A 25,772-nucleotide genomic window follows, 5' to 3' on the forward strand; every position below is an offset into this window, starting at 1 on the left:
CTAAAAAGAAACATCCCCCCTAAAATGACCTTGTTGTCCACTTGACCCCCCAGAGGACCCCCCCGAAGACGTGGGTCCGTCTTCCCAGGCCCTCCCCGACCACCCCGGCCCCATGCGGTGTGCGGGTCGGCTCAGCCGAAGATGTGGATGTTCTCCTCGACCCAGTCGCGCAGGGTCAGCGGCGCGGTTCCGGTGATCTTCTCGACGGAGTCGGAGATCTTCCAGTCCCACGCGGCCGACTGGCGCTTGAGCTCCAGCAGGGCCTCCAGGCGGGGGCCGCCCCAGCCCAGGCGGTCGAACTCGGCCTGGGTCTCCGCCTTGGTGCGCTCGACGACCGCGACCTCCTGGCCGAGGGCGGCGCCGACGATCTCACCCTGGCGCTGCGGGCTGAGGGCTTCGCCGCCGGTGAGGGTGTACGCCTGGCCCTCGTGACCCGAGGTGGTGAGGACCTTGGCGGCGACCGAGGCGATGTCCCGCGGGTGGATCATGGCGGAGACCGGGTCGCCCTCGGTGACGTACATGGTCCGCTTCTTGGCGATGGTGTCGGCGTATCCGTAGAGGTAGACCATGAAGGTGCCGGGGCGCAGGAGGGTCCACTCCAGCCCGGACTCCTGGACGACCTGCTCGCCCTGGCGGTGGCCCGAGGTCAACGGGTCGGTGGCGCCGAAGCCGACGCCGCTGGTGGAGAGCTTGACCAGGTGCGTGACGCCGGCCTCGCGGGCGGCGGCGACGAGGGTGCGCTCCTGGACCGGGCCCTCGGGGCCGTAGCCCGGCGGGACGACGAAGACGCGGTCGACGCCGGCCAGGGCGGCGGGCAGCGTCTCGGGCTTGTCGAAGTCGCCGCCGACCACCTCCACACCGACGGGGAAGTCGGCCTTCTCGGGCGAACGGGTCATGGCCCGCACGGGCACGCCGTCAGCGGCGAGTTGGGCGACGAGTTCGCTGCCGACATTGCCGGTGGCGCCGGTTACCAGAATCATTGCGTGGATCTCCTTGGGATGGATGGGCAGCACGGCGGACGCCGTGCGGAAAACGTGCTTGGTGAAGGGGAGTTGGATCAGGACTCGTCGCGGGCGGCGGAGGAGTCGCTCACGGCCGCGTCACCGGACTGCTCGGGCTCGGCGCTGTCGTGGCCGTGCCCGCCGGAGAGCTTGACGTCCTTGAGGAAGAGCGCGGTCACCAGTCCGACGAGGACGATCGGGATCACCGCGTAGAAGATGGCACGGAGCGAGTCCGCGTAGATTTCGGCGACTTCGAGGCGGACGGCGGCGGAGAGGCGGCCGAGGACCTCGGGCGCCAGCGAGCCGTCCTTGTCGAGGTGGACGCCGGATGCGCCACTGAAGCGCTCCTGGAGCCCGGCGCCGAGACGCGCGTTCATCAACGCGGCGAAGAATGAGACACCGAGTCCGGTACCCAGTTGCCGCATGAGGGTGGCGGTGCCCTGTACGGCGCCGATGTCCTGCATGTTCGCGGTGTTGCGGGCGGCGAGGCTCAGCGCCTGGGAGTTGAGGCCTCCGGCGACCCCGAAGAGCAGGACGTACGCGATCGCGAGGGCGACGCTCGTCTCCGGGCCGGCCGTGGAGAACAGCACGGCGGCGACGGCGAACACGGCCATGCTGACCACCGGGAACCAGCGGTAGGAGCCCGTGTGTCCGATGATCTTGGCACTGACCCAGGAGGTCACCACGACGCCGAGCATCATCGCGGTGAGGATGTAGCCGGACTTCTCCACGTCGAGGCCGAGGACGGTCTGGAGCCACAGGACCAGGTAGTTGATCAGGCCCAGGCCGACGAAACCGGCGATGAAGCCGAGGACGACGACAAGGCTGAAGGTCTGGTTGGCGAAGAGCCGAAGCGGGACCACGGGGTCCACCGCGCGGCGCTGCGACAGGATGAACAGCGTCACCGCGAGGACGGATCCGACGGCGAGGCCGAGGATGACCGGCGAGTTCCAGGAGTACGTGACGCCGGCCCAGCCGGTGAGGAGGTTCAGGGCGACGATCGCGACGACGAGGAGGAGGACCCCGGCGTAATCGATGTGGGCGGCCTTCTTGGGCTGGGCGGGCAGGCGCAGCAACGAGGAGATGACGGCCAGGACCAGGATGCCGACGGGCAGGTTGACGAAGAACACCCAGCGCCAGCTGGCGAGATCGGTCAGTACACCGCCGAGGGTGGGGCCGGCGAGCGAGGCGGCACCGAAGGTGATGGAGAACCAGCCGTAGTACCGCGCGCCCTCACGCGGGGAGAACATCTCGCCGATGAGGGCGAGGACGCAGATGAACAGGCCACCGCTGCCCACGCCTTGGAGGACGCGGAAGGTGATGAGCTGACCCATCGTCTGGGCGACGCCGCAGAGCATCGATCCGACGAGGAAGACGACGATGGAGCTCATGAAGACGCGCTTGCGTCCGAACAGGTCGCCGAGCTTGCCGTAGACCGGGACGGCGGCGCTGCCGCCGATGAGATAGCCCGTGGTGACCCAGCCGAACTGGTCGAGTCCGCCCAGGTCACTGACGACGCGGGGCAGTGCGGTGGCGACGATCTGGGAGTCGAGCAGGGAGAGGAAGACCGCCACCATGAGGGTGAGGACGACCGCGTTGGTCTTGACCGACGGAGCCGGTGCGGCAGGGGTGCCGGTGGCAGGCTCGGCTGAAGAGGAAGCCATGAGGAATCCTTGTAATCGAGGAGTGGCGCCGCGATACACGGGCACCGCTCGGAATGAGAGTGCGCAAAACGAAATCGTTGAAGAACGCTGCTCGACTTCAGCAGCGGAGATGGGGTGGTCGGATCTCGTCCGACTCCGGCCTTTCCGGCCCTCTCAACCGTTGATCAGACGCCAGCACATGTGCTGATCACGGTTCTTCGTGGTTCGTCTTCGCTACTCGCCACTCCCTCTCTGCCGATTACAGATGCCCAGTACCGTAGCGGAAGGTCCGTGTGCGGGGCAACCGCGGCCGAGGTCGGCGGAGCTCGCCGACCCCGGGTTCAGGGGACCAGTACGAGCTTTCCGGTGTGCAGGCGCGCCTCCATCAGCTGGTGTGCCCCGGCCGCTTCCGCCAGCGGTATCCGGCTGTGCACGACCGGCGTGACCTGCCCGGACTCGACGTACTCGAGGAGTTCCTTGCGCCCGGCGGCGACCGCCTCGGGCCGGTCCTGGAACAGCGCATAGAGGTTGAAGCCGTGCAGCGACTTCATGTCGACGAAGTCCCAGGGCGAGATGGCCGGCGGGCGCTCGCCCGACGCGCCGCCGTAACACACGATGCGGCCGAAGCGGGCGGCCAGGTGGATGCTGTGCTTCAGTACCTCGTTGCCGACCGTCTCCAGCACGAGGTCGGCGCCCTTGTCGCCGGTTGCCGCCCGGACCTCGTCCACCCAGTCCTCGTGCCCGTAGCAGACCGCGACATCGGCGCCGATGGAGCGGATGAAGTCGAGCTTGGCGGGCGAACCGACCGTGCCGATGATGCGGCCCGCACCGCGGGCGCGGGCGAGCTGCACCAGCAGGTGGCCGATGCCGCCGGAGGCGGCGTTGATCAGTACGGTCTCGCCGGGCCTGAGCTGCCCGACCGTCGTGAGGACGTGGTAGGCGGTCTCCCCCGGACTCGGTAGCGCGGTGGCCTGCGCGGCGTCGATGCTCTTGGGTATCGGGAACACCGTGGCCGCGTACGCGGTCGCGTATTCCGCGTAGGCCCCGTGGCGGACCGGCGCGACGACGCGGTCCCCCACGGCCACGTGGGTCACGCCCGGTCCGACCGCCTCGACGACACCGGCGACGTCACCGGCGGGTGCGGCGGGCAGGGTGGCGGGGCCGCCGATCGGCAGCCCCTGGCGCTTCTGGACGTCGGCGTAGTTGACGCCGATCGCCTCGGCGCGGATCAGCACCTCGCCGCGACCGGGCTCCGGTACGGGGGCCTCCTCAAGGCGCAGCACGCCCGGGTCGCCGTGCTCGTAGTAACGGACGACGCGCATGGTTCCTCCACGGAATCGGGGTTCGGTCGTCACCACGTGACGGGGACAGTACGGAAGCCGCTGAGCAACCGCCCGGGCATCCACTCGAGTTCGTCCTCGGTGCACGCGAGCTTCAGCGTGGGGAACCGGTCGAACAGGTTGGTCAGAGCGATCTGCATTTCCATGCGCACCAGCGCGGCGCCCAGGCAGTGGTGGATGCCGTGTCCGAGGGTGAGGTGGCGGGTGTCCGCGCGGTGGATGTCGAGGCGTCCGGCGTCCGGGAAGCGCTCTTCGTCCCGGTTGGCGGCGCTGATCGCGGCGAGGACTCCACTGCCCGCGGGAATGGTGGTGTCCCCGAAGGTCATGTCCTCCAGCAGGATCCGGTAGGCGGCGCCGTCGCCGGGACCCTGGTACCGCATGAGCTCCTCGACCGCGTTGGGCATGAGCTCCGGATGCTCGCGCAGCTCGGCCAGCTGCTCGGGGTGCAGCAGCAGCGTCGCGACGCACAGTCCGATCTGCAGGAACGTCGTCTCGTGGCCGGCCATGAGCAGTTGGGTGGCCGTGGACACCAGCTCCCCCTCACTGAGCTGGTCGTCCACGTCACGTGCCGCGACGAGCGCGCTGAGCACGTCGTCGCCCGGAGCGCGCCGCTTGTCCGCGACGAGCGAGCCGAGGTACTCGCGCAGTTCCTCGGCGGCGGCCCGGATCTCGTGGGCCGGATTGTTCTCCAGTACGAGGAACGCCTCGGACCACTTGCGGAACCGGGACCGGTCGCCTCGCGGCACGCCCAGCAGGTCGCAGATCATGTTGATCGGCAGCGGATGCGCGTACGCCTCGACGATGTCGGCCGAGTCGCCGCCCCGCTCCATGGCGTCGAGCAGTTCGTTCGTCAGCCGGTGGATGCGGGGACGGAAGCTCTCCACCAGTTCGGGCGTGAACGCCTTGGCGACGAGCCGGCGCAGCCGGGTGTGCTGCGGCGGATCCGTGAAGTTGAGGCTTTCCAGCGGCGGCCAGTTGGTCATCAACGGCACGCCGGGGCGGTGCAGATCGGCGCTGCACCGCGGGTCGAGCAGGACGCGGCGTACGTCCTCGTAACGGCCGACCATGTAGCCGGGCGAACCGCTGGGCATCGTCAGCCGGGCCACACGCTCCTCGCGCAGCGCGGCGAAGTCGGCCGGACAGCGGGTCGGGTGGTCCCGGTGGAAGGGAAAGGTGAACTTCGGTGCTTCTTCGGTCATCGGAGTCTCTTCGCTTCTGCGGACCTGCCGGCGGGCGTCACGCGCCGCCGGTGACCCGGATGGTCTGGCCGTTGATGTTGCCGTTGGCACGGGAGCCGAGGAAGACGACCGTGTTGGCCACGTCCTCGGGCACCGAGAGGCGGCCCGACGGGAGGGTCTTCGCCTTGGCCTCCAGCGCCGCGGCCGGGGCGATCCGGCGGACGTTCTCGGTCATGGTCTGACCGGGAGCGACCACATTGACCAGGATGTTCTCCGGGGCGAGCTCCCAGGTGAGGCTCCGGGCGATGCCCAGCAGACCGGCCTTGGCCGCACCGTAGGCCGCGCCTCCGCGCATCCCGTAGTCCGCGAGGCCCGAGGAGATCATGACGATGCGGCCCCACTCGCGGCCGCGCATGGCCGGCAACGCGGCGGCGATCGTGTGGAAGGTCGCGTCGACGGTGGTGCGCAGCACTTCCTGCCACAGCTTCGGGTCGGCGTCCTCGAAGTCGGGCATCGCCCGGCCGGGGCGCGGGATGCCCTCGGACCACACCACGGCGTTGCTGACCAGGACGTCGATTCCGCCCCAGGCGTCGGCGACGGTCCTGACCGCGTCCCGGATGACGGTCTCGTCGTCCAGGTCATAACGCACCGTCAGGGTCTCGGCAGCACCCGCCTCGCGGGCGAGCCGGGCCGTCTCCTCCGCGCCTTCCCGGTTGCTGTGGTAGGTGATCGCCACTCGGGCGCCGTCCGCCCCGTAGGCGATGGCCGTGGCCCGTCCGATGCCCGAGGATGCCCCCGTCACCAGCACTGCCTTGTTACGGAGATCGGTCTCCATCAGTCACTCCATTCCAGCGGATTGTCGGTTCGGTCGCTGCGGACGTCCGGCAGCTCAGACCTTCTTCGCCACGCCGGCCAGCGCGTGCGCCTCGGCGCCGAAGCCCTCGGGGTCGCCCTCCGGGCCGATGCGCCACAACGGAACCGGCACCACGCCCGGGTCAATGAGTTCAAGGCCCTCGAACAGCGCGTTGACCTCGTCGATGTCCCGCCAGTACACCTCGCTGACGTTCTCCTGGTAGGTCTGCGCCGCGGAGGCGGGCACGTCCTCGGCGGCCGGCTTCTTCTCCATGCCGGCGTGCGAGATGACGACGTAGCTGCCCGGCGCGAGCTTGTCGGTGAATTCGCGCAGCATCGCCTTCGGGTCGTCCGCGTCGCTGATGAAGTGCAGTACCGCGGCGAGGATGAGCGCGACGGGGCGCGAGAAGTCGATCAGGTCCTCGGTCTCCCGCGCGGCGAAGATGCCGGCGGGCTCGCGCAGGTCGCCCAGCAGGGAGGCGGCCTGCGCGTTGCCCGCCAGGATGGCCTTGCCGTGGGCCACCGCGACCGGGTCGATGTCCACGTACAGCACGCGACTGGCGGGGTTGTTCTCAAGGGCCGTCTCGTGCACGTTGCCCTCGGTCGGGATGCCGGAGCCGATATCGAGGAACTGGTCGATGCCGAGCTTTGTCAGCTCCTCGACGGCACGGCGCAGGAACGCGCGGTTGGAGCGCAGGGTACGCGGCAGCAGCGGGTTCTTGTCCGCGATGGACTTGGCGACCGCGACATCGGCCGGGAAGTTGTGGGTGCCGCCGACCCAGTAGTCGTAGACCCGGGCGATGCTCGGCTTTTCGATGTCGACCTCGGGCGGTGCCCAGGACGGACGGTTCACGGGAGTCTCCTCATACGGCAGGCGTACGGAACGGGGCGGGCGCGGACCACGCGGGTCAGCGCAGGCGGACCGGCAGGGAGGCCAGTCCGCGCAGGTTGAAGCTGGGCCGCCAGGACAGCTCGCCCTCGGGCGTCGCGAGGCTCAGTCCGGGGAATCGGCGGAACAGCTCGCTGAGCACGATGCGGCCTTCGAGCCGGGCCAGGGGCGCGCCGATGCAGTGGTGGATGCCGTGGCCGAACGCCAGGTGCCCGGAGTTCTTCCGCGTGATGTCGACGCGGTCGGGGTCGTCGTAGCGCTTCGGGTCGCGGCCCGCGGCGCTCAGCGAGATCGTGAGGAACTCGCCCTTGGGGATCAGTACTTGGCCCAGCTGGATCGGCTCCAGGGTGAAGCGCCAGGTGGCGTTGGCCAGCGGCGCGTCGACGCGCAGGAACTCGTCGATCGCGCTGTCCCACAGGCCCGGATCGGCGTCCAGCAGGGCACGCTGGTCGGGGTTGGTCAGCAGCGCCAAGGTGCCGGTGTTGAGCAGGTTGACGGTGGTCTCGTGGCCGGCGACGAGCAGCAGGAAGGCCATCGAGATCAGTTCGACCTCGTCGAGCTGCTCGCCCTCGTCGGTCGCCTCGATGAGCGCGGTCAGCATGTCGTCGGCCGGGTTCTCGCGCTTGGCGGCGATGAGGGCGCGCAAGTAGGCGACCATGTCCTGGCTGGCGTCGAGCGCTTCTTCGGTGCCCTGGCCGGAGGTGAGCAGGTTGGACCAGCGGCGGAACCTGTCGCGGTCCTCCGGGGGCACGCCCAGCAGCCAGCAGATCACGGTGAAGGGGACGGGGAAGCTGAGGGCGGCCATCAGGTCCGCCTCGTCCCGGCCCTCCAGGGCGTCCAGCAGCTCGGTGACCAGCTCGGTGATCCGCGGCCGCAGCGCCTCGACCTGGCGCATGGTGAACGCCTTGGCGACGAGCTTGCGCAGGCGCGTGTGGTCCGGCGGATCGCTGTCCAGCATGGTGGTGCTCAGCTCGGTCGCGAACTGCTTGCGGGTTCCCCGCTGCGCCTGAAAGTGCGCCTGCTTCTCCGGGTCCACGAAGTTGTGCGGGACCAGGCCGTAGCCGACGCGCATGTCCTTGCTCACCCGCGGGTCGGTCAGCAGCGCCTTGGCGTCCTCGTAGCGGGTCACCAGCCACGTCTTGAGGCCGTTGGGAGTGGCCACCAGGCGTGCGGGCGACTCCTCGCGCAAGGACGCGAGCGTGGGGTGCGGGTTGCGGATGAAATCGGAGTCGAACAGCTCTAGCACTGTGCTCGTCGGCGCGGCACTGGCCACGTGGGGCTCCCTCGAATGACGGCGGATTCGTGCGTTCAGTTCGCGGATGCTTGCTTTTCCCGGGTCTCATTCAGCCATAGGAGTAAGGGAGTTCCCACCCCGGTCGAGGCTGCTTCGACCGCGCTTCAAGCGGAATTCCAATCCCGGATTCGCCGCGGTTTCGCGTGGGCGGCGCTCAGTAGCTCGCGAGCACCTTGTAGATCTCGAAGGGACGCTCGCGAGCGGTGTCCCGGAACTCGCGCAGCGGAGCCGTCTGGTCCTTGTGCTCCGGGCCGGCCTCCCATGTTTCGAAGGACTCCCAGCTGTCCCAGTGGCTGACCACGGCGTAGCTGTCGGGCCGGCCCACCTGGTGCATCAGCTCATTGCCCAGCAGGCCCGGGGTCCCGGCCATGCGACGGCTGGCCTCGTGGTACGCGGCCATGATGGCGGGCCCCCGGTCGGTGAGGTGATGGAGCACCACCTGCACCGCCGGGGCGGCGGGGGCGCTCACGCGGCCGCGCCCGCGAGGCTCGCGACGACGTGCATGGTCGTCATGGAGCCCCCGCTGCGGTACGGGTGGAGCTTGGTGCGGTGCTGAAGGTGGCGGTCGCTGGTCTCGAAGGCGCGGAACCGGGGCTCGTCGAGCCAGTCGCTCACGATGTAATAGACCTCCTCCTCGCCCTGTTCGACACTGCGGGAAAGCCATTGCCCGATGTTGGCCGGGTGACTGGTGACGGATTCCCCGACTTCTTTCCACACCCGCTCGAATTCGGCGCCCATACCGGGCTTGATCTGCATGCGCAGCATGACTCGGAATACGGGCCCAGACACCTCAGATTCCCCCGTCGACGTTGAGCGTCTCGCCGGTGATGTACGCGGAGAGGTCGCTGAGCAGGAAGAGGACCGGTGCGGCCAGCTCCTCGACGGTGCCCAGGCGGGCGAGCGCCGTCTTCTGGGAGTAGGTGGCACGCAGTCCCTCGGCGCGCTCCGCCGGCATGTCGGCGAACGCCTCCGTCTCGATGACGCCGGGCGCGACGACATTGACGCGGATGCCCTTGCCGCCGAGCTCCTTGGACAGCGAGCGGGTCAGGCCGATCATCGCGGACTTCGCGGCGGTGTAGTGGGCGCGCAGCGGGATGCCGGCGGCGGCGCCGCGGGAGCCGATGTTGACGATCGAGCCACCCGGGCCGAGCAGGGGCAGGGCCTGCTGGATGACCCGGTACGAAGCGGTGAGGTTGGTGTCGATGACCCGCGACCACTCCTCGGCCGGCAGGTCGGCGAAGGGGATGTGGGTGATCGTGCCGGCGTTGTTGACGACGCCGTCGAGCCGCCCGAATCGCTTCCCGGCCTCCTCGACGAGCCGGTCCACCTGGGCGATCTCGCCGACGTCGGCGCGGATGACGTGGTGCTGTCCGCCGGTCTCCTTGAGCTCACGGCGCAGGCTCTCCACGTATTCGCTCTCCTGGCGGTAGCAGGTGAGCACGTCGGCGCCCGCGCGTGCCGCGGCCAGCACGATGGCGCGGCCGATGCCGCGGGTGCCTCCGGTGACGAGCAACTTCTTTCCGTGCAGGGCGAGTTCCATGGTGTTTCCTTCCTGGGGTGCGTCAGCGGAGTCGGTCGGCGAGGGCGGCGCGCGCGGCGGCCTCGAGCTTTTCCTTGATCAGGTTCAGCTGGACCGCGGTGTTGCGGTTGATGCGGTCCGTCATGCCCTCGTCGTCGAGCGGAGCCCCGTCCTTCATGTGGAAGTCCTGGGTCCACCGCATCCGGACGCCGTCGGCCTGCTGGGTGTACTCCCAGCGGATGTTCATGTACTCGAACGGTCCGGTCTCCACGCGGTGGGCGCGGACGGTACGGGTCGCCACGTCGGTGGTGCGCCGGGAGACCCAGCTCCACACCTTGCCGTTCTCGTCCGGGTGCAGGGCGAGGCGGAAGGTGACGGTCGGGCCGTCCTGCTCCAGGACTTCGGCGACGGAGTACTCGCTGAACAGCTCGGTCCAGGACGCCACATCGTTCGTGCGCTCCCAGACGAGGTCCAGCGGGGCGTCGATGACGACGGAGTTGGAGGTGTGGCCTGCCATCAGACTCGTCCCTCCGGGAGCGGTGCGGCGGTGCGTTCGCGCATGACGTGCTGCCTTTCACTCGGCGGGGTCAGGTGAGGTGGTCGGTGCGGTCCCCGGCGCCCACGACCAGCGCGGCGGCGAAGCCGCCGTGTCCGCGGGCCAGGACCACGGCGGTCCGGGGCGCGGTGTGCCGTGGGCGGTCGACGACCAGGTCGATGCCCAGAGACCCGGCGGGGTGGTAGACGCCCGCGGTGTGCGGGACCACGCCGGAGCTCAGGCTGAGCAGGGCGGTCGCCACGTCCAGGGCGGCGCCGCCCGCGTAGAGCCGGCCGGTGAGGGTCTTGGGCGCGGTCACCGGTACCCGGCCGGCGCCGAACACCGCGTTGATCGCGGCGGCCTCGGCCGCGTCGTGGTGCGGGACACCGGCGGCGTCGGCGAAGACGACGTCCACGGCGCCCGCACCGAGCCCGGCGTCCGCGAGGGCCCGGCGGATCACCGAGGTGAGCACGGGCGGACGCGCGGAGCCGGCGGGCGGGTCGAACCCGGCCGCGTAGCCGAGGATGCGGCCGTAGTGCCGGGCGCCCCGCTCGCGGGCGCCCGCCTCCGTCTCCACGGCGAGCATGGCCCCGCCCTCGCCCGGCGCATAGCCACCGGCGGCCTCGTCGAAGGGGAGGTAGGCGCGGGTCGGGTCCTCCTCGGTGGACAGCGCGCCGGTGGACAGCTGGGCGGTGAGGCCGTACGGGCACAGCGAGGCGTCCGTGCCGCCGGCCAGCACCAGCCGGGAGCCGCTGTCCAGCAGCCGCCGGGACTGGCCCAGCGCGTCCAGGCCGCCGGCCTGCTCGGCGCAGATGACCCCGCAGGGACCGCGCATACCGTGGCGGATGGAGACCTGGCCCGTGGTCGCCGCGTAGAACCAGGCGATCGACTGGTAGGCGCCCACCCACGCCGGGCCCTGTTGGTACAGCTGCTCCATCTCGTGCTGGCCGAACTCGGTGCCGCCGGAGGAGCTCGCGGTGACCACGGCCATCTCGTACTCGGGCAGCCGTGCCGGGTCGGCGCCCGCGTCGGCGAGCGCCGCCTGGGCCGCGGCCAGGGCGAAGTGGGTGTACCGGTCGGTGCGGCTGACCAGGGACCTGGGAATCTGCTCCCGGGCCTCGAAGTCGGGCACCTCGCCGGCCACCCGGACCGGGTACGTGGACGGGTCGAAGCGTGTGATGCGGCCCAGCGCGCTCTTGCCGGCCAGCACGGAGTTCCAGTGGTCGCGGACCCCGATGCCGGTGGGGGCGACCACGCCGAGGCCGGTGACGACCGCGGGACGCCGTCGCCCGTCGGGTATGCCCAGGGCACTCATGCCGCCTCCCTTGCGCTCACGGCGCCGGGGCGGCCGAGGACCATGGCGCTCTGGAAGCCGCCGAACCCGCTGCCGACACTGAGCACGTGGTCCATGCGGTGCTCGCGCGCGGTGACCGGCACGTAGTCCAGGTCGCACTCCGGGTCGGGGACCGCCAGATTCGCCGTCGGAGGCACCACCTGATGGCGCAGGGCCAGCGCGCAGGCCACCACCTCCAGCGAGCCGATCGCACCCAGCGAGTGGCCGATCATCGACTTGATGGAGCTGACCGGCACGTCGTAGGCGCGCTGCCCCAGGCTTCGCTTGAACGCGGCCGTCTCGTGCCGGTCGTTCTGCTTGGTGCCCGAGCCGTGCGCGTTGATGTAGTCGATGTCCTGCGGGTCGAGCCGGGCCCGGTCCAGGGCGATGCCGATGGCCTCGGCCATCTCCCGGCCGTCGGGCTTGAGCCCGGTCATGTGGTAGGCGTTGGAACGGCTCGCGAAGCCGGCCACCTCGGCGTAGGCGGTGGCGCCGCGGCGCCGGGCCGCTTCGGCGTCCTCGATCACCATGACCGCCGAGCCCTCACCGAGCACGAAGCCGTCGCGCCGGGCGTCGAAGGGCCGGGAGGCGGCGGGGTCGCCGTCGGTGTGGGGCGTCGTGGCCTTGATGGCGTCGAAACAGGCGGAGGTGATGGGCGACAGCGGGGCGTCGGTGGCACCCGCGATGACGATGTCGGCGGTGCCCTCTTCGATGAGCTGGACCCCGTGGGCGACCGCGTCGAGACCGGAGGTGCAGCCGGTGGAGATCAGCGCGACCGGGCCCTCCGCCCCTGCCTGCCAGGCGACTTCGGCCGCCAGCGTGCTGGGGACCATGTAGCCGTACAGGTGCGGCACACCGTAGGTGTGATCGACGAGCCAGTGCTTACCGCCCTCCGACAGGACCTTGTACTCGTCCTCCAGGCCGGTGGTGCAGCCGACGGCGCTGCCGATGCTGACGCCGATACGGCCCGGGTCGCCGGCCGCGATGTCGATGCCGCTGTCCGCGATGGCTTCCCGGGCGGCGACGACCGCGAACTGGGCGGCCCGGTCCATCCGGCGGACTTCCTGCGGACTCAGGCCGGCGGCCACCGGGTCGAAGTCACACTCCGCGGCGACCCGCGAGCGGAAGTTCGACGCGTCGAAGAGGCTGATCCCCCGGGTGGCCGTACGGCCGGCCGAAAGCAGGTCCCAGTAGGCGTCGCGGCCGATGCCGCCGGGGGCGACGGCGCCGACCCCGGTGATGACGGCGCGACGGCTCATCGGGCCGCTCCGACGTCCGGGTTGGCGCCGCCCTCGACGAGCGGGGCCTCGGTGTCGACGTGGCCGAGCTCCGGGCGCGGTGCCAGCGGTGACAGATGGAAGACCACCCGCGCCGGCTCCTGGCCGGAGTTGACCAGCCGGTGGCGGACGCCGATCGGGACGAGCAGGGAGTCGCCCGGGCCGAGGCGTACCGGCTCACCGTCGAGGGTGATCTCCAGGTCGCCGGAGACGACGTGCAGGAACTCCTCGGAGTACGGGTGCAGATGCTCGGTGACGTACTCCTCCGGGCTCAGGCACAGCGTCCCGCCGAAGCCGGAGGTGCAGCCGACGGTGCGCGGGCTGAGGGTGATCCGGATGTCGCCGCCGCGCTTGCGGTTGGCGGCGACATCCGCCGAGTTGACCTTGGTGGGGCTCGCCGCGGCGGTCATCGGGCACCGCCGCCCAGGCTCGGCGCGGACGGCGGGGTGATGGCCGGTCCGTCCTGCGGCGACCAGGAGTAGAACGGTACGGCCATCGCGTCGCGCGGTTCGCGCCAGTCCGGGTCGTACGGCGAGATGAACTCCTGCAGGCGGGTGTTGATGTCGTTGTACAGCGGGTGGCTGCGCGCCTTGTAGAGGTTCGGGCCGATGTCCTGCTCCGCCTCGACGAGGTGGAAGTACAGGTTGTGGAAGGCGAACAGGGTCCGCCTGGAGACGCCCACCATCTCTGGCAGGCCGGTGCTGTCCGAGTCCGCGAAGACCCCGGCGACGCCTTCGGCGTCAGCGAGGTTCATACGCGCCACGATCAGTGTGCGGTGCACGGTGCCCTCCTGGCTTCTTCGGTCGTTGTCCCACCCTCGTGGAGGGCTCTCGAAGCTTTCTTGAAGAGGTCTGGACCGTCTGGACCGTCGGCCTGTGCGCTCACAGGCGCAGGTCGATCCGGTACTCGGTCATCCAGGTCTCCAGCTGCAGCACCATCTCCATGCCGGCCCGCTCGACCCAGGCGAACGCGCCCTGGGGCGAGTTGCCCGCGTTCAGTGCCGCGGCGGTGGCCGAGGCGTCGAGCAGCCCCGACACCGCGGCGTTCCGGTCGGTGGCCAGCTCGGCGAACCTGCGGCGCACGAAGTCGCCGTAGGCCGCTTCCTGCGTGGCCGGGTACGCGCTCTTCTTGCGGTGCAGCACGGCCTCGGGCAGCAGGTCGGCGACAGCGGAGCGCAGCAGGCTCTTCTCGACGCCGTCCACCCGCTTCATGGCGGCCGGCACGTTGTAGACGTACTCGACGAGTGCGCGGTCGCAGAACGGCGGCCGCAACTGCACTCCGTGGGCCATGCTCATGCGGTCGGCACGGTCGAGGTGGGTGGGTGCCCATCGGGTGAGGGCCAGGTAGGTGACCTCACGGGCCCGGCGCTCGGCGGGGGACTCGGTGCCGACCTGCGGCACCTCGGCGAGCGCGTCGCGGTAGTGCTGGTCGGCGTAGCCCATGAAGTCGAGTTCCTTGCGCAGCTGCCGGTCGACCATGGAGGTGCCCAGGCCGCCCGCCGCGGCGTCGTGGCCGCGTTCGAAGGAAACCCACGGGAAGGTCTGGGAGTTGCTGTGCTGCGGGTCGTACGCCCAGAAGTAGCCGTTGAAGACCTCGTCGGCGGTCTCGCCGGAGAGCACGGCGGTGAAGCCCGCTTCGCGCAGCCGGGCGAAGAACTGCATGAGGGAGACGTCCATGTCGCCGAGCGGGGACGGAGCGTCCTGGACGCGCAGGGCGGCGGCGTGCACCTCGGGGTCGGTGAGGGCGGCCATGTCGAGGAGGATCTCGGTGTGTTGCGAGCCGATGTGCGCGGCCGCGAGCGTCGCGAAGGGCGCGTCGGGGGTGGCCCGCATCGTGGGGTGCGGCTCGAAGTTCTCGGTGTACCCCGCGAAGTTCACCGAGAAGCTGCGCAGCGGGCCGCCTCGGCCGCCCAGTGACTGTTGGGCGAGGGCCGTCAGGGCGCTGGAGTCGATGCCTCCGGAGAGCATGGCGCCCACGGGCACGTCGGCGCCCAGGTGGGAGGTGACGGCGTCGCCGAGCAGCCGGCGGACGGTGGCGACGGTGTCGTCGAGGCTGTCGGTGTGCGGCCGGGCGGGCAGCGACCAGTAGCGCTTCTCCCGGCTTCCGGCGCGGCGTACGACCAGCACATGGCCGGGGACGACCTCGCGCATGCCGCGGTAGACGGCCGTGCCGGGCTTGCGGCTGTGCGCGAACAGCTCGCGCAGGCCATCGGCGTCCACGACCGGGGCCACATCGGGGTGGGCGAGGATCGCCTTGGGCTCCGAGCCGAAGATCACGCCGGTGGGGGTCGGGTAGTAACTGAGCGGCTTGACGCCCAGGCGGTCGCGGGCCAGCAGGAGTTCCTGGCTGCGGACGTCCCACAGGGCGAGGGCGAAGAGGCCTTCGAGGTGGGTGAGGAAGTCGGCGCCCCACTCCAGGTAGGCGTGCAGGGCGGTCTCGCCGTCCCCGCCGCCGGTGAACCGGTGGCCTTTCGCGGCCAGTTCGGTGCGCAGCGCGGAGTGGTTGGTGAGGGCTCCGTCGAGGGTGAGGACCGCGACGGTGGTGCCGCCTTCGGTGGTGTGGGCGACGGGCTGTCGGCCGGTCTCCGTCACGTCGAGGAGGGCCAGGCGCCTGTGGGCGAGCGCGGCATGGCCTTCGAGCCAGCTGCCCCGGCCGTCGGGGCCGCGGTGGGCGAGGGTGTCCGCCATGGCCTCGACGACGCCGGTCTGCGGGGCCAGGTCCCGGTCGAAGTCGACCCAGCCGGCGATTGCACTCATCGGGCGGTCCTCTCATTCTTGGCGAGTTCGCCGGTGCCGCCGGTGTCCCCGGTGTCATCGGCGAGCGTGACGGTGACGAGGGCGAGCGGGATGCCGGTGACGGCGGCGCGGAAGTCTTCCAGGGTGGGCGCGGACCGGCTGTCGTCGACGGTGATGCCGAGGCGACGCCGGGCGGCCTCCGCGCCGTAACGCTCGTACAGCTCCAGGTATCCCCTGGCGGTCGGCTCCGGGTCGGTGACCAGCTCGAAGCGGGCGGCGGTGCGTTTGCCGCGCCAGGTGAGTTCACCGTCGGCGCCGCCGCTGAAGTTGTGGCGCCAAGCGCTGCCGGAGGCTATGTACAGGGCGTCGCCGATGCGGTGGACGCCCGCGGGGACGGTGTAGCCGCGGCCGCTGCGCCGTCCGGTGAAGTGCAGCAGCGCGAGGTGCGCCGCGACCGGGCCGGGGTCGGGCCGGGTGAGGAGCGCGGTCATGCGCGCGTTGGCGGCGGCCCGGTCCTCGTCGCCGGGCAGGGCCCGGGCGATGCGCGGGCGTGTCACGGCGGTCCGCTCGTCCCCGGCGGTCATGACAGGACCACGGCGGCGGCGGTGAGGGCGCAGCCCGCGACGGCGAAGCAGGTACGCAGCAGGTGCCAGTCGCGCCACTGGGCGCGGGGGTCGTCCCACCCGGGACCGATGTCCTCCGGCCGGGTCTTCTTGACCCGGGTGTTGATGGGTACGTTGCGGGTCTGCGAGACCACCGCGACGCCCACCATGGCCAGCGCGCCGGCGATGAACAGGACCCGCGGCCCGGTTTCCCCGGCGCGCACGGCGAAGGCGGCGTCGACGACGACGGAGCCGCTCACGATGAACGGCATGATCCGGTCGTACCGCTTGCCGAGCAGCTTGTGGGTGTCGACATAGCGGTCGGGGGTCATCGCGATCAGCGCCGGCATCACGCTGATCGCCACGGCGAACAGCACGCCCGCCACCATCCCGGTGCCCAACAGCACCAGCACACTCAGGGTTTCCACCACGGCCCGGGGCCTCCCGTCCAGCATTGCTCGTCCGATGCGCTCCGAAGATTCCAGCCGTCCCTCGCGTGCCGCTCGAAGCGGTCTGGACAGGCCGGCCCCGCGGCCCCGCCGCGCAACGGGCGCCCGTTCGGAGCCCGAGCGGCCCTCTAGCCGGTCCGTGTTGGCTGGCCGGGAGTGTCCATCGCCGTATCGAGACGGAACGGCAACGAGACGAGGGAGCACATCCGGTGGCGGAGCGAACCGACGTGTTGATTGTGGGCGGCAGCATGGTGGGCCTGGCCCAGGCGCTGTTCCTCGCCCAGCAGGGCATCCGGCCGGTGCTCGTCGAACGGCACCCGCACATCTCGGCGCACCCGCGGGCGCAGGCGGCCAGCCCCCGCACGATGGAGTTGATGCGCGCGCTGGGCCTGGAGCGGGCGGTGCGCGCGCAGGAGAACCCGCACGCGCAGTACGGCGACATCATGCAGGTGGAGTCGCTCGCGGGCGCCGAACTCGGCCGGTTCGACGGGCCGTTCCGGCACGACCCGGACGAGGTCAGCAGCACCGGCTGGACGCTGATCGGCCAGGACCGCTTCGAGCCGGTGCTGCGCGCGAAGGCCGAGGAGCTGGGGGCGGACATCCGTTTCGGCACCGAGCTGGTCGGCTACGAGCAGGACGCCGACGGGGTGACCGCGGTCCTGCGGGATGTGCGGCACGACACGGAGACCACCGTCCGTGCCCAGTACCTGATCGCCGCTGACGGGTCCCGCAGCCCGGTCCGCGACGGGCTGGGCATCGGCATGCACGGGCAGGGCGTCTTCGGCCGCCAGATGAACGTCATCTTCCACGCCGCGCTCGACGAGTACGTCGCCGACCGCGAGTTCTTCCTCTGCTTCGTCAGCAACGACAAGGTCAAGGGCGTGCTCGGCCGGCTCGACAACGCCGACCGCTGGGTGCTGGCGCCGAGCCTGCCGCCGCAGGAGACCCACGCCGAGTACTCCGAGGAGGACTGCGTCGAGATGGTGCGGGCCGCGGTCGGCGTGCCGGACCTGGACGTCGCGGTGGAGACGAGCACCAGCTGGGAGATCGCCGCGCGGGTCGCGGACCGGTTCCGCTCCGGCCGGGTGCTGCTGGCCGGTGACGCGGCCCATGTCATGCCGCCCACCGGTGGCTTCGGCGGCAACATGGGCGTACAGGACGCGCACAACCTGGCGTGGAAGCTGGCGCTGGTGCTGCGCGGGCAGGCCGGGGCCGAGCTGCTGGACACGTACGAGCAGGAGCGTGCCCCGGTCGCCGAGTTCACCGTCGAGCAGGGCGTGATCCGGTATCTGCAGCGCAGTGGCCTGGACGAGGAGGTCGCGGCCCGGCACCGTCCGGAGACCACCGTGCTCTTCGGCCATGTCTACCGCTCGGGCGCGGTGGCGGCCGAGCCGGGCGCGGACGACGGCGCCCCGGTGGAGGACCCCACCCAGCCCTCCGGCCGGCCGGGCACCCGGGCCCCGCACATCGATGTGCGCGTCGACGGCACGGACACCCCGCTGCACGACCTGCTGACGGGCGGCTGGTGGCTGCTGGCCGGACCGGACAGCGGCCAGTGGGAGCGCGCGGCAGCCGACGTCTCCCGGCTCACCGGCATCGGCATCGCCTTCCACGAGGTGGGCGGCCAGGAGCCGCCCGACGCGGTCGAGAAATTCCTCAAGAAGTACGGGATCACCGCATCCGGCGCCGCGCTGGTCCGCCCGGACGGATTCCTGGCCTGGCGCGCGACCCACCGGCCCGCGGACGCGCCGGCCGAGCTGTCGGCGGTCGTCCACCGCCTGCTGGCACGTACGGTCTGACCCCGTGCTGTCACGTACCGTCTGACCCCGGCCGGCCGCCCGGGCCGCCCGCTCTTCCCCGTCCGCAACGACTCGGCGCGCCTCCCGATGACGGGAAGCGCGCCGAGTCGTTCCGCCGGGCTGCGGTGCCGGTCGGTCCAGGGCTCAGTCCAGGGCTCAGTCCAGGGCGAGGATCTGCCGCAGCAGGCCGGTCATGGTCTGCCCGATGTCGCCTTCGGGGCCGTTCGGCGAGCGCCAGGCGACGAAGCCGTCGGGGCGGACCAGGACCGCGCCGCCGTCGGAGATGCCGTACTGCCGGGTGAAGACGCCCTTGGTGTCGGCGTAGTCGCCGCCCTCTCCGATGCCGTGGACCCTCAGCACCACGCCGAGGTCGCGTGCGGCCGCAGCGGCGGCGGCCCACGGGGCGGCGGGTCCGGCGGTCAGCAGGGTGAAGCCGACGGGAAAGAGGTCGACGGTGGAGAACGGGCCGTGCTCCCCCTCGACGACCACGTGCGGGGCACGGGTGCCGGGCCGGCCACTGGGCTTGTCCGGGTCCTCGGTGACCGTCCACAGCGCCGGGTCCTCGGCGGCGAAGGCGCCCGCCGGATAGGCGTACCCGAAGGTCATGGTGGTCTCGTCGACCAGGTCGGCGGCGACGTCCTGGAACTGCTTGCCCTCGCGGACGGCGAACCGCAGCATCGCCTGACGCACCGTCTCCTCGGCCACCGGACGGCGCTCAGCGTCGTAGGAGTCGAGCAGGGCGGCGCCGGCCTTGCCGGCCAGCACCAGGCCCAGTTTCCAGGCCAGGTTGTAGGCGTCCTGGATGCCGGTGCTGGCACCGAAGGCGCCGGTGGGCGGCATGACGTGCGCGGCGTCCCCGGCGATGAGGAAACGCCCCGCGGTGAAGGTGTCGGCGACCCGCGCCGAGATGTCCCAGGCGGGCATGTCGACGGACTCGATCGTCAGCGGCAGGCCGGGGACGCCGACCGCCGCCCGCACCAGTTCGGCACAGCGCTCCGGGGTGAAGTCGTCGGCGCTCTGTCCCTTGTCGGGGAAGAAGGAGACGTTGATGACCCACTTGCGGTCGTTGTCGATCGGGATGATCGTGCCGCGCACCTCGGAATTGTTGACGTACGCGGCGATGATCCGGCGGCCGCGCAGTGCCTCCTCCAGATCGGCGTCGAAGAAGAAACTCACCAGGTTGGTGAGGGTGCCGCGGCCGTGGGCGCCGATGCCGAGGAGTTCGCGGACCGGGCTGCGGCTGCCGTCCGCCGCGACCACGTACCCGGCGCGCAGCTCGGAGCGCACGCCGGTGCCGAGGTCGGTGAGGGTGGCGGTCACACCGTCCGCGTCCTGGGTGGCCGCGTCGAGCCGGGTGTGGAAGCGCAGGTCGACGCCGACCTCCTCGGCCCGCTCGCGCAGGATGGGCTCCAGTTGGTTCTGGTCGATCAGGGTCCACTGGGCGGGGCTGATCCGGCTGATGTCCTCGATGGAGGCGTTGGGCATCCGGACCCGCTCCTTGCCGGCGAGGGTCTCGACGTGCACCAGATCGGTGTTGCCGGAGATCGGCGAACGTCCGGCCTTGACCCGCTCCGCCATGCCCACGGCACGGTAGAGCTCCATCGTGCGCGGGTTGATGGCCCGGGCCTTGGGATGCGTGGAGGTACCGGGGTGGCGCTCCACCAATGTCGCCCGCACTCCGTGGTGGGCGAGGAACACGGCAGCGGACAGGCCCGCGAGGCCGCCGCCGACGATGAGTACGGGCACCTGCTGCTGGCTCATGGTGATTCCTTGGGTGGTCGGGGTGGGCGGCTCACGCCCGGGCGGTCATCGGTCCGCGGTCACCAGCGTGTGGGTGCCGAGCAGCGGCTGCGCGGCGCCGTCGGTGAAGCCGGCCGCACTCAGCCAGGTACGGAGGTCCGCGACGCGGTACTCGGAACCGTCGGGGCTGACCAGACGCATGTGGAGGCTGGACAGCAGGCGCTCGGCGTCGCGGCGCTCGTCGTCGATCATCCGGTCGTAGACGAGGACCTGCCCGCCGGGGTTGACGGAGTCGTGGACGCGGCGGAGCAGCTCCCGGCGCCGGTCGGTGTCGAAGCCGTGCAGGATGTGGCCGAGCACGATGACGTCGGCCTTCGGGATGTCGTCCGTGAAGAAGTCGCCGCCGGTGAACTGGATCCGGCCGCCGAGGCCCAGCCGGCCGGTGTGCTCGGTGAACAGCGGACGGGTGCGCTCGAGGTCGAACACGCCGCCCTGCAGATGCGGGTGTTCCGTGACCAGTACGGAGGCGAGGTTGCCGCGCGCGCCGCCGAGGTCGAGGACGGAGGAGTGCCGGCTCCAGTCGATCCGGCCGGCCAGCTCGATGCCCATCCGGTCGCTGTACGCGTCGAGGCCGGCGAAGAAGCGCTTCATCTTCTCCGGGTCCTTGTGCTTGTCCCCGACGAAGCCGCCCTTGTCGGGGTCGAGGTACTGCGGGGCACCGGTGGTCAGCGCCTCGGTGAGCCGGCCCCACGTGCTGTAGAGGGTCTCGTTGGTCAGCTCCACGAACCCGCCCAGGTAGGTGGAGGCGCCGGGCACCAGGTACGCCTGGGCCAGCGGGGCGTTGCCGTAGCGGTCCTCGGTGCGCTCCAGCAGGCCGAGGCCCGCCAGCGCGTCCAGGAAGTCGGCGGCCATGCGCGGGTGCAGGCCGGTCGCGGCGGCGACGTGGTCCGCGTCGGCCGGCCCCTCGGCGAGGACACCGAAGACACCGAGCGTCACGGCGCTGTGCAGCACCTTGGCCGCACAGTCCGCGATGGTCAGCTTGATCAGCGGACCGGGATCAACCGCAGCGGCCGTCGTACGGACATCGGTCGTTGTCACGCAAGCCTCCTGGCGAGCTCAGGGACACAGGTCTTCCTCCGACGATGGCCGGTTCGCGTGGAGTACCGCTCGAAGCGGCCTGCAGCGTTACAAGGCGAAGGACCGCCTCTCCCACGGCAGTTCGCCGTGCGGGAGGCGGTCCTTCGACCACGCGCCACGATCAGGCGGGCGCGGCTCGCCCAGGAGTGGCCCGGTTACTCGGCGACGTGCCGGGTGGGCCCGGTGGTACCGGCCCAGGCGGCCAGGGCAGCGCGCAGGCCCTCGGCGATCTCGTCGGCGGGGGTGGTCCTGTCAGCGGCCCAGGCGACATAGCCGTCGGGCCGGACGAGGACACCTGCCAGGTCCGGCTCCTCTTCGCACGTGGCCACGACGCGCCTGACCCGGTCGGCCCCTTCCTGCCCTGCGGCCCACTCCTCGAAGACCTCGGCGACCGCCGGGCCGCCGGCCAGGTCGAGCAGCACGAACCGGCCTTCGTGCAGGAACTTCGGAAGGGTCTCGCCGCCCTCCTCGGTCTCCAGCCTCAGATCACGCGCGAAGTCGCCGAGCAGGCGGTGCGGAGCCCCCGCGAGGTCGTAGCGGACCCGGACGCCGCTGAGCATCTCGGCGACATGGCGGTTGACCGGGTCCTTGACCATCAGGTCCTGGAAGAGCTCGCGCAGTGGGGTGACGTACGGGTCGGGGTTCATCAGCGCGATCTGGGCCCGGGTGTTGGACAGGACCTGGCGAGCCGGCTCCTGTCGCTCTCCGTCGTACGTGTCGAGCAGCCCCTCGGGAGCCCAGCCGTTGACCGCGGCGGCGAGCTTCCAGCCGAGGTTGAAGGCGTCCTGCAGTCCGAGGTTGACGCCCTGCCCGCCCACGGGGAAGTGGGTGTGCGCGGCGTCGCCGGCCAGGAAGACGCGGCCCTCGCGGTAGCGCTCGGCCTGGCAGGCGGAGTCGGTGAACCAGGACAGCCAGCGCGGCTCGCTCGCCCCGAGGTCATCGCCCCAGATCTCGCGCAGGCTCTCGGTGAACTCCTCCAGCGTCAGCTCGGAGCCCGCCTCCTTGCCCTGCTCGAAGTCGAAGGTGGCGACGCGGTGGTACTTCTCGTCCAGCGGTACGCAGAAGAGCAGGCCGCGCTCCGTGCGCTCCATGCCCATCGGCGCCTTCTCCCGGTCGGCGAGGACGACGTCGGCCAAGCGCGCGGTGACGCGGCCGCCAGTGCCCGGGAATCCGATGCCCGAGGACCTGCGCACCAGGCTGCGGCCGCCGTCGCTGCCGACGACGTACTGGGCGCGCAGTGTGTACGTGCCGTCGGGCCCGGTGACGTCGACCTCCGCACCGTTCTCGTGCCGGCGGACGGCGGTCACCTCGTGGCCGCGGCGGATGTCGGCACCGAGCTCCAAAGCGCGCTCCTCCAGCAGCCGCTCGGTGCGGGTCTGCTCGGAGAGCAGCGCATAGTTGTGGGCGCTGTCGAGCAGCGCGAAGTCGACCCAGACGTCGAGGCCGGCGAAGTGGCCGTTGTTCCACGAACGGGCGCCGTCACGGAAGCCCTCGACGAGGCCGCGGCGGTCCAGCGACTCCAGCGAACGCGCGTGCAGGCCGAACGCCTTGGAGTGCGGGGTGCGTTCGGGGAGGCGTTCCAGTACGGCCGTGGTGACGCGGCCGAGGCGGAGTTCGGAGGCGAGCAGCATGCCCACCGGACCTCCGCCGACGATGAGGACATCGAAATCAAAGTCCTGGGTGTCCGGCATTGCAGTCCTTCCGGAGAGAGGTCGATGCAAGACATGCTTGTTGTCGATGAGTTGGTGAGGAGAGGGGCAGTCCCCGTCGGGATGACCGCTCAGCGTCCCAGTATCCGGCGCAGTACCGATTCGAGCGCCGCGCCTTGTTCGGCGGCGGGGACGGAGGCCGGGGCACGCCAGGCGACGATGCCGTCCGGACGGACCAGGACGGCCCCCTCGGCGCGCACGCCGTAGGCCTCGCCCCAGCGGCCCTGCCGGTCGACCAGCCCTCCGTCCTCGACGGTCGGCGCGATGCGGTGGAAGGCGATGTCCACACCGAGCGCGGAGCCGGCCGCCGCGGCCGCCTTCCCCCAGGAGTCTTTGTCCCGCGCAGCCAGCAGGACGAAGCCCGCACCGAACAGGTCCAGCGTGGCCACCGGCGCGCCGTCCCGCTCCAGCATCACGTACGGGGCACGAGTGCCGGGCTCGCCACGCAGCGCGCGTGGGTCGTTGGTCAGGGGCAACGGCTCCGCGCCGGCGTCATGGACGAAGGCGCCGGAACCGTATGCCTGACCCATCGTCACCTTCATCGCGTCATCGGTGGCGGCCTTCTGTTCCCGCGTCGCGGTGCCCGAGCGCACGGCGAGCTGGAGCGAGCCCTGACGGGCCGTGTGGACCCCGACCGGCCGGCGCTCCTCCTCGTAGGTGTCGAGCAGGGCGGTGCCCGCGACGCCCTTGAGGACGAGGGCCAGCTTCCAGGCCAGGTTGCACGCGTCGGCGATGCCGGTGTTGGCGCCGTAACCGCCGGTGGGCGGGATCTGATGGGCGGCGTCGCCTGCGATCAGCACCCGGCCCTGGACGAATTTCTCGGTGACCAGCTCGGCCATGTCCCAGGGAAAGCGGGAGCGGATGGTGACCTCGACCGCGTCCGACCCGATCGCGGCGGAGACGAGTGCGCTGCACCGGGCGTCGGTGAAGTCGTCGAGGCTCTCCCCCTTCTCGGGGTCGTAGCCGACGATCAGGGTGCCCTCGGTGAGGGTGTCATCGTGCACGAGGATGCCGGTGACCGTGTCGTTCTTGACGTGTACGACGCTGTAGCGGCGGTCCCCGAGGGCCGCGCCGAAGTCGGCGCCGAACGCGATGCTGACGTGCTGGGAAAGGACCCCGCGGCCGGCACGCGCGAGGCCGAGGGACTCCCGTACGGTGCTCCGCGGCCCGTCGGCGGCCACCAGGTAGTCGGCGCGCAGGGTGCTCTCGACGCCGTGCTCGTCCTTGACGACCGCGGTGACGCCGTCGTCGTCCTGGGTGAAGGAGACCAACTCGGTACTGAACCGCAGGTCGGCGCCGAGCTCCTCGGCGCGTGCGCGCAGGAGGGGCTCCAGCCGGTCCTGGGGCAGCAGGAGCAGCTCGGACGGGGTGAGGTCCGCGAGCTCGTCGCCGCCCGCCAGCTCCTCCTTGCTGAAGAGGACCTCGCCGGCGAGCGACACCACGCCGGCCCGGGTCCTGTGTTTCTCGAACCCGGCCGCGGCCGCCTTCGCGGCCTCCTCCACTCCGACGGTGCGCAGGAGCTCGGCGGTGCGCGGGTAGTACCCGACCGCGCGGGGGTGGATGGAGGTACTGGGGTGCCGCTCGACCACGGTGCAGGGCACGTGGTGATGGGCGAGGAACACCGCCGTGGACAGGCCGACCAGGCTGCCACCGATGATCAGTACACGTCTGCCGTTGTCAGTCACCAAGAACCCCTCTCGCGCTGAGCTGTCGGGCCGATCGTGGCAGTGGCCGGTGGACCTGGACTCGAAGCCTGCTCGGACGGTCATGCCTTGACGGCATACGTCGACCAGGCGCTGTCCGCCTGGAAGCCGAGCCGGCGGTTGAGCGCGACGACGGCGTCGTTGCGGACGTCGTTCCATGCCTGCACCAGGGCCAGGTTCTCGTTCTCACCGGCGGCCCGGACCAGCAGGTTCGCCTTGAGCCAGGTGCCCAGGCCCCGGCGCCGCCGATTGCCGAGCACGAGGGTCTCCCCCGCATCGGCCATCGGGCTGTCCCGGACGAAGAGGGTGGCGTACCCGGCGACCTCGCCGGTCTCGGCGTCGACAGCGGCGCTCGCATACTGCCGGTGTCCGGCCCGCTCGCCCTCGGCCTCGCGCGCGCGGACGTCCTCGGCGGTGGGGGTACGGACCCGCGCCTGTCCGTTGACGGGGGCGTCCAGGGTGCCCCAGGCGCGGGCGTAGGAGTCGACGAGCTCGTCCGGACAGCGGTCGGTCCACTGCACCAGGCGGTGGCCGGCGACCGCGCGGGCGGCGAGGTCGTCGAGCCCCGCGCCGGCCGGGCCGCGCAGGAAGAGACGGTTGCGCAGGTTGGTGCCCCGGAGTTCCGCGCCGCAGACGGAGACGAAGGCCGCGGCGGCGGGTGTGTCGGGGGCGTCGATGACGAGGTGGCTTCGGCCGCGGACGCGCAGTTCGGCGCGGGCGGCGTCCACCAAGGCGGTGCCGGCGCCACGGCGGCGGAAGGAGGGGAAGACCCACAGCGACCCGTGCCCCGGCCCCGTCGGGTCGCCGAGGTCGAGGCCGAGCTTGGTGCAGCCGACGGGCCGGTCGCCGTCGAAGGCGGCCAGGATGATCCGGTCGGCGCCGTGCCGCCGCTGCAGCAGCCGGGCCAGCAGCGCCGCCGAAACCGGGGGGTCGCCGGGCAGTTCGAGGCTCATCGTCTCCTGGAAGCCCGGGAGGAGAAGGGGGACCGTGGTCGGATCGTCGCCGTCAAGGCTGCGGATTTCCATACGGTCATGGTT

Annotated in this window: 24 protein-coding genes; 1 reads left to right on the top strand and 23 read right to left on the bottom strand. The window is 71.2% G+C overall.

All coding sequences use genetic code 11. From position 1 onward, the window contains the following. Positions 1-131 precede the first annotated feature (131 nt). The 18 genes from ACZ4MH_RS27420 to ACZ4MH_RS27505 form a co-directional block, all read right to left on the bottom strand. A complete protein-coding gene (locus ACZ4MH_RS27420; protein WP_351586438.1) occupies positions 132-980 on the bottom strand; it encodes an SDR family oxidoreductase in 849 nt (282 codons plus the stop codon). Between the two features lie 77 nt (positions 981-1,057). Beyond that, a complete protein-coding gene (locus ACZ4MH_RS27425; protein ID WP_351586436.1) occupies positions 1,058-2,665 on the bottom strand; it encodes an MDR family MFS transporter in 1,608 nt (535 codons plus the stop codon). A gap of 320 nt (positions 2,666-2,985) precedes the next feature. Beyond that, the gene (locus ACZ4MH_RS27430) at positions 2,986-3,966 is read right to left on the bottom strand and encodes a quinone oxidoreductase family protein (protein WP_351586434.1); all 981 of its coding nucleotides are present in this window, start codon (positions 3,964-3,966) and stop codon (positions 2,986-2,988) included. Positions 3,967-3,995: 29 nt separating this feature from the next. Then, positions 3,996-5,183, bottom strand: a complete 1,188-nt coding sequence (locus ACZ4MH_RS27435; protein WP_351586432.1) for a cytochrome P450 — start codon at positions 5,181-5,183, stop codon at positions 3,996-3,998. Positions 5,184-5,220: 37 nt separating this feature from the next. Further along, complete coding sequence (locus tag ACZ4MH_RS27440; protein WP_351586430.1) at positions 5,221-5,997, bottom strand: SDR family NAD(P)-dependent oxidoreductase; 777 nt, start codon at positions 5,995-5,997, stop codon at positions 5,221-5,223. Positions 5,998-6,051: 54 nt separating this feature from the next. Further along, a complete protein-coding gene (locus tag ACZ4MH_RS27445) occupies positions 6,052-6,867 on the bottom strand; it encodes an SAM-dependent methyltransferase (RefSeq protein ID WP_351586428.1) in 816 nt (271 codons plus the stop codon). Between the two features lie 55 nt (positions 6,868-6,922). Then, positions 6,923-8,176 carry a cytochrome P450 family protein gene (locus ACZ4MH_RS27450; RefSeq protein ID WP_351586426.1) on the bottom strand — a complete coding sequence of 418 codons (1,254 nt, stop codon included), beginning with the start codon at positions 8,174-8,176 and terminating at the stop codon, positions 6,923-6,925. Positions 8,177-8,351: 175 nt separating this feature from the next. Next, a complete protein-coding gene (locus ACZ4MH_RS27455; protein WP_351586424.1) occupies positions 8,352-8,666 on the bottom strand; it encodes an antibiotic biosynthesis monooxygenase family protein in 315 nt (104 codons plus the stop codon). Beyond that, entirely contained in the window at positions 8,663-8,962 is a 300-nt protein-coding gene (locus ACZ4MH_RS27460) for an antibiotic biosynthesis monooxygenase family protein (protein WP_351586422.1), read from the bottom strand. Before ACZ4MH_RS27460 ends, ACZ4MH_RS27455 begins: the two co-directional genes overlap by 4 nt. Before the next feature lie 25 nt (positions 8,963-8,987). Continuing rightward, positions 8,988-9,737 (bottom strand): SDR family NAD(P)-dependent oxidoreductase, encoded by a 750-nt coding sequence (locus ACZ4MH_RS27465; RefSeq protein ID WP_351586420.1) that lies wholly within the window; start codon positions 9,735-9,737, stop codon positions 8,988-8,990. A 22-nt stretch (positions 9,738-9,759) separates the two neighbouring features. Then, positions 9,760-10,233 (bottom strand): SRPBCC family protein, encoded by a 474-nt coding sequence (locus tag ACZ4MH_RS27470; RefSeq protein ID WP_351586418.1) that lies wholly within the window; start codon positions 10,231-10,233, stop codon positions 9,760-9,762. A gap of 70 nt (positions 10,234-10,303) precedes the next feature. After that, on the bottom strand, positions 10,304-11,566 hold the full coding sequence (locus ACZ4MH_RS27475) for a ketosynthase chain-length factor (RefSeq protein WP_351586416.1): 1,263 nt from the start codon (positions 11,564-11,566) through the stop codon (positions 10,304-10,306). Further along, on the bottom strand, positions 11,563-12,843 hold the full coding sequence (locus ACZ4MH_RS27480; protein ID WP_351586414.1) for a beta-ketoacyl-[acyl-carrier-protein] synthase family protein: 1,281 nt from the start codon (positions 12,841-12,843) through the stop codon (positions 11,563-11,565). Before ACZ4MH_RS27480 ends, ACZ4MH_RS27475 begins: the two co-directional genes overlap by 4 nt. Further along, the gene (locus tag ACZ4MH_RS27485) at positions 12,840-13,271 is read right to left on the bottom strand and encodes a cupin domain-containing protein (protein ID WP_351586412.1); all 432 of its coding nucleotides are present in this window, start codon (positions 13,269-13,271) and stop codon (positions 12,840-12,842) included. Before ACZ4MH_RS27485 ends, ACZ4MH_RS27480 begins: the two co-directional genes overlap by 4 nt. Beyond that, positions 13,268-13,642 carry a TcmI family type II polyketide cyclase gene (locus tag ACZ4MH_RS27490; protein WP_351586410.1) on the bottom strand — a complete coding sequence of 125 codons (375 nt, stop codon included), beginning with the start codon at positions 13,640-13,642 and terminating at the stop codon, positions 13,268-13,270. Before ACZ4MH_RS27490 ends, ACZ4MH_RS27485 begins: the two co-directional genes overlap by 4 nt. 100 nt (positions 13,643-13,742) lie before the next feature. Next, on the bottom strand, positions 13,743-15,617 hold the full coding sequence (gene asnB / locus ACZ4MH_RS27495; RefSeq protein ID WP_351586408.1) for an asparagine synthase (glutamine-hydrolyzing): 1,875 nt from the start codon (positions 15,615-15,617) through the stop codon (positions 13,743-13,745). Beyond that, the gene (locus tag ACZ4MH_RS27500) at positions 15,614-16,180 is read right to left on the bottom strand and encodes a PNPOx family protein (RefSeq protein WP_351586406.1); all 567 of its coding nucleotides are present in this window, start codon (positions 16,178-16,180) and stop codon (positions 15,614-15,616) included. Before ACZ4MH_RS27500 ends, asnB begins: the two co-directional genes overlap by 4 nt. Next, positions 16,177-16,629, bottom strand: coding sequence for an anthrone oxygenase family protein (locus tag ACZ4MH_RS27505; protein ID WP_351586404.1), 453 nt, complete (start codon positions 16,627-16,629; stop codon positions 16,177-16,179). Before ACZ4MH_RS27505 ends, ACZ4MH_RS27500 begins: the two co-directional genes overlap by 4 nt. 227 nt (positions 16,630-16,856) lie before the next feature. On the opposite strand from ACZ4MH_RS27505, the gene ACZ4MH_RS27510 reads away from it, so the two are divergent. After that, positions 16,857-18,446, top strand: coding sequence for an FAD-dependent monooxygenase (locus ACZ4MH_RS27510; protein WP_351586402.1), 1,590 nt, complete (start codon positions 16,857-16,859; stop codon positions 18,444-18,446). A gap of 156 nt (positions 18,447-18,602) precedes the next feature. On the opposite strand, the gene ACZ4MH_RS27515 is transcribed toward ACZ4MH_RS27510, so the two are convergent. The 5 genes from ACZ4MH_RS27515 to ACZ4MH_RS27535 all read right to left on the bottom strand — a co-directional run bounded on the left by ACZ4MH_RS27515 (position 18,603) and on the right by ACZ4MH_RS27535 (position 25,760). Then, a complete protein-coding gene (locus ACZ4MH_RS27515) occupies positions 18,603-20,207 on the bottom strand; it encodes an FAD-dependent oxidoreductase (RefSeq protein ID WP_351586400.1) in 1,605 nt (534 codons plus the stop codon). 45 nt (positions 20,208-20,252) lie between these two features. Continuing rightward, a complete protein-coding gene (locus ACZ4MH_RS27520; protein ID WP_351586398.1) occupies positions 20,253-21,284 on the bottom strand; it encodes a methyltransferase in 1,032 nt (343 codons plus the stop codon). A gap of 194 nt (positions 21,285-21,478) precedes the next feature. Then, the gene (locus tag ACZ4MH_RS27525) at positions 21,479-23,014 is read right to left on the bottom strand and encodes an FAD-dependent monooxygenase (RefSeq protein ID WP_351586396.1); all 1,536 of its coding nucleotides are present in this window, start codon (positions 23,012-23,014) and stop codon (positions 21,479-21,481) included. An 89-nt stretch (positions 23,015-23,103) separates the two neighbouring features. After that, positions 23,104-24,717 carry an FAD-dependent oxidoreductase gene (locus ACZ4MH_RS27530; RefSeq protein WP_351586395.1) on the bottom strand — a complete coding sequence of 538 codons (1,614 nt, stop codon included), beginning with the start codon at positions 24,715-24,717 and terminating at the stop codon, positions 23,104-23,106. Between the two features lie 80 nt (positions 24,718-24,797). Further along, entirely contained in the window at positions 24,798-25,760 is a 963-nt protein-coding gene (locus ACZ4MH_RS27535; protein WP_351586393.1) for a GNAT family N-acetyltransferase, read from the bottom strand. Between the last annotated feature and the right edge of the window lie 12 nt (positions 25,761-25,772).

Source organism: Streptomyces sp. NPDC026301 (genome assembly GCF_055567935.1).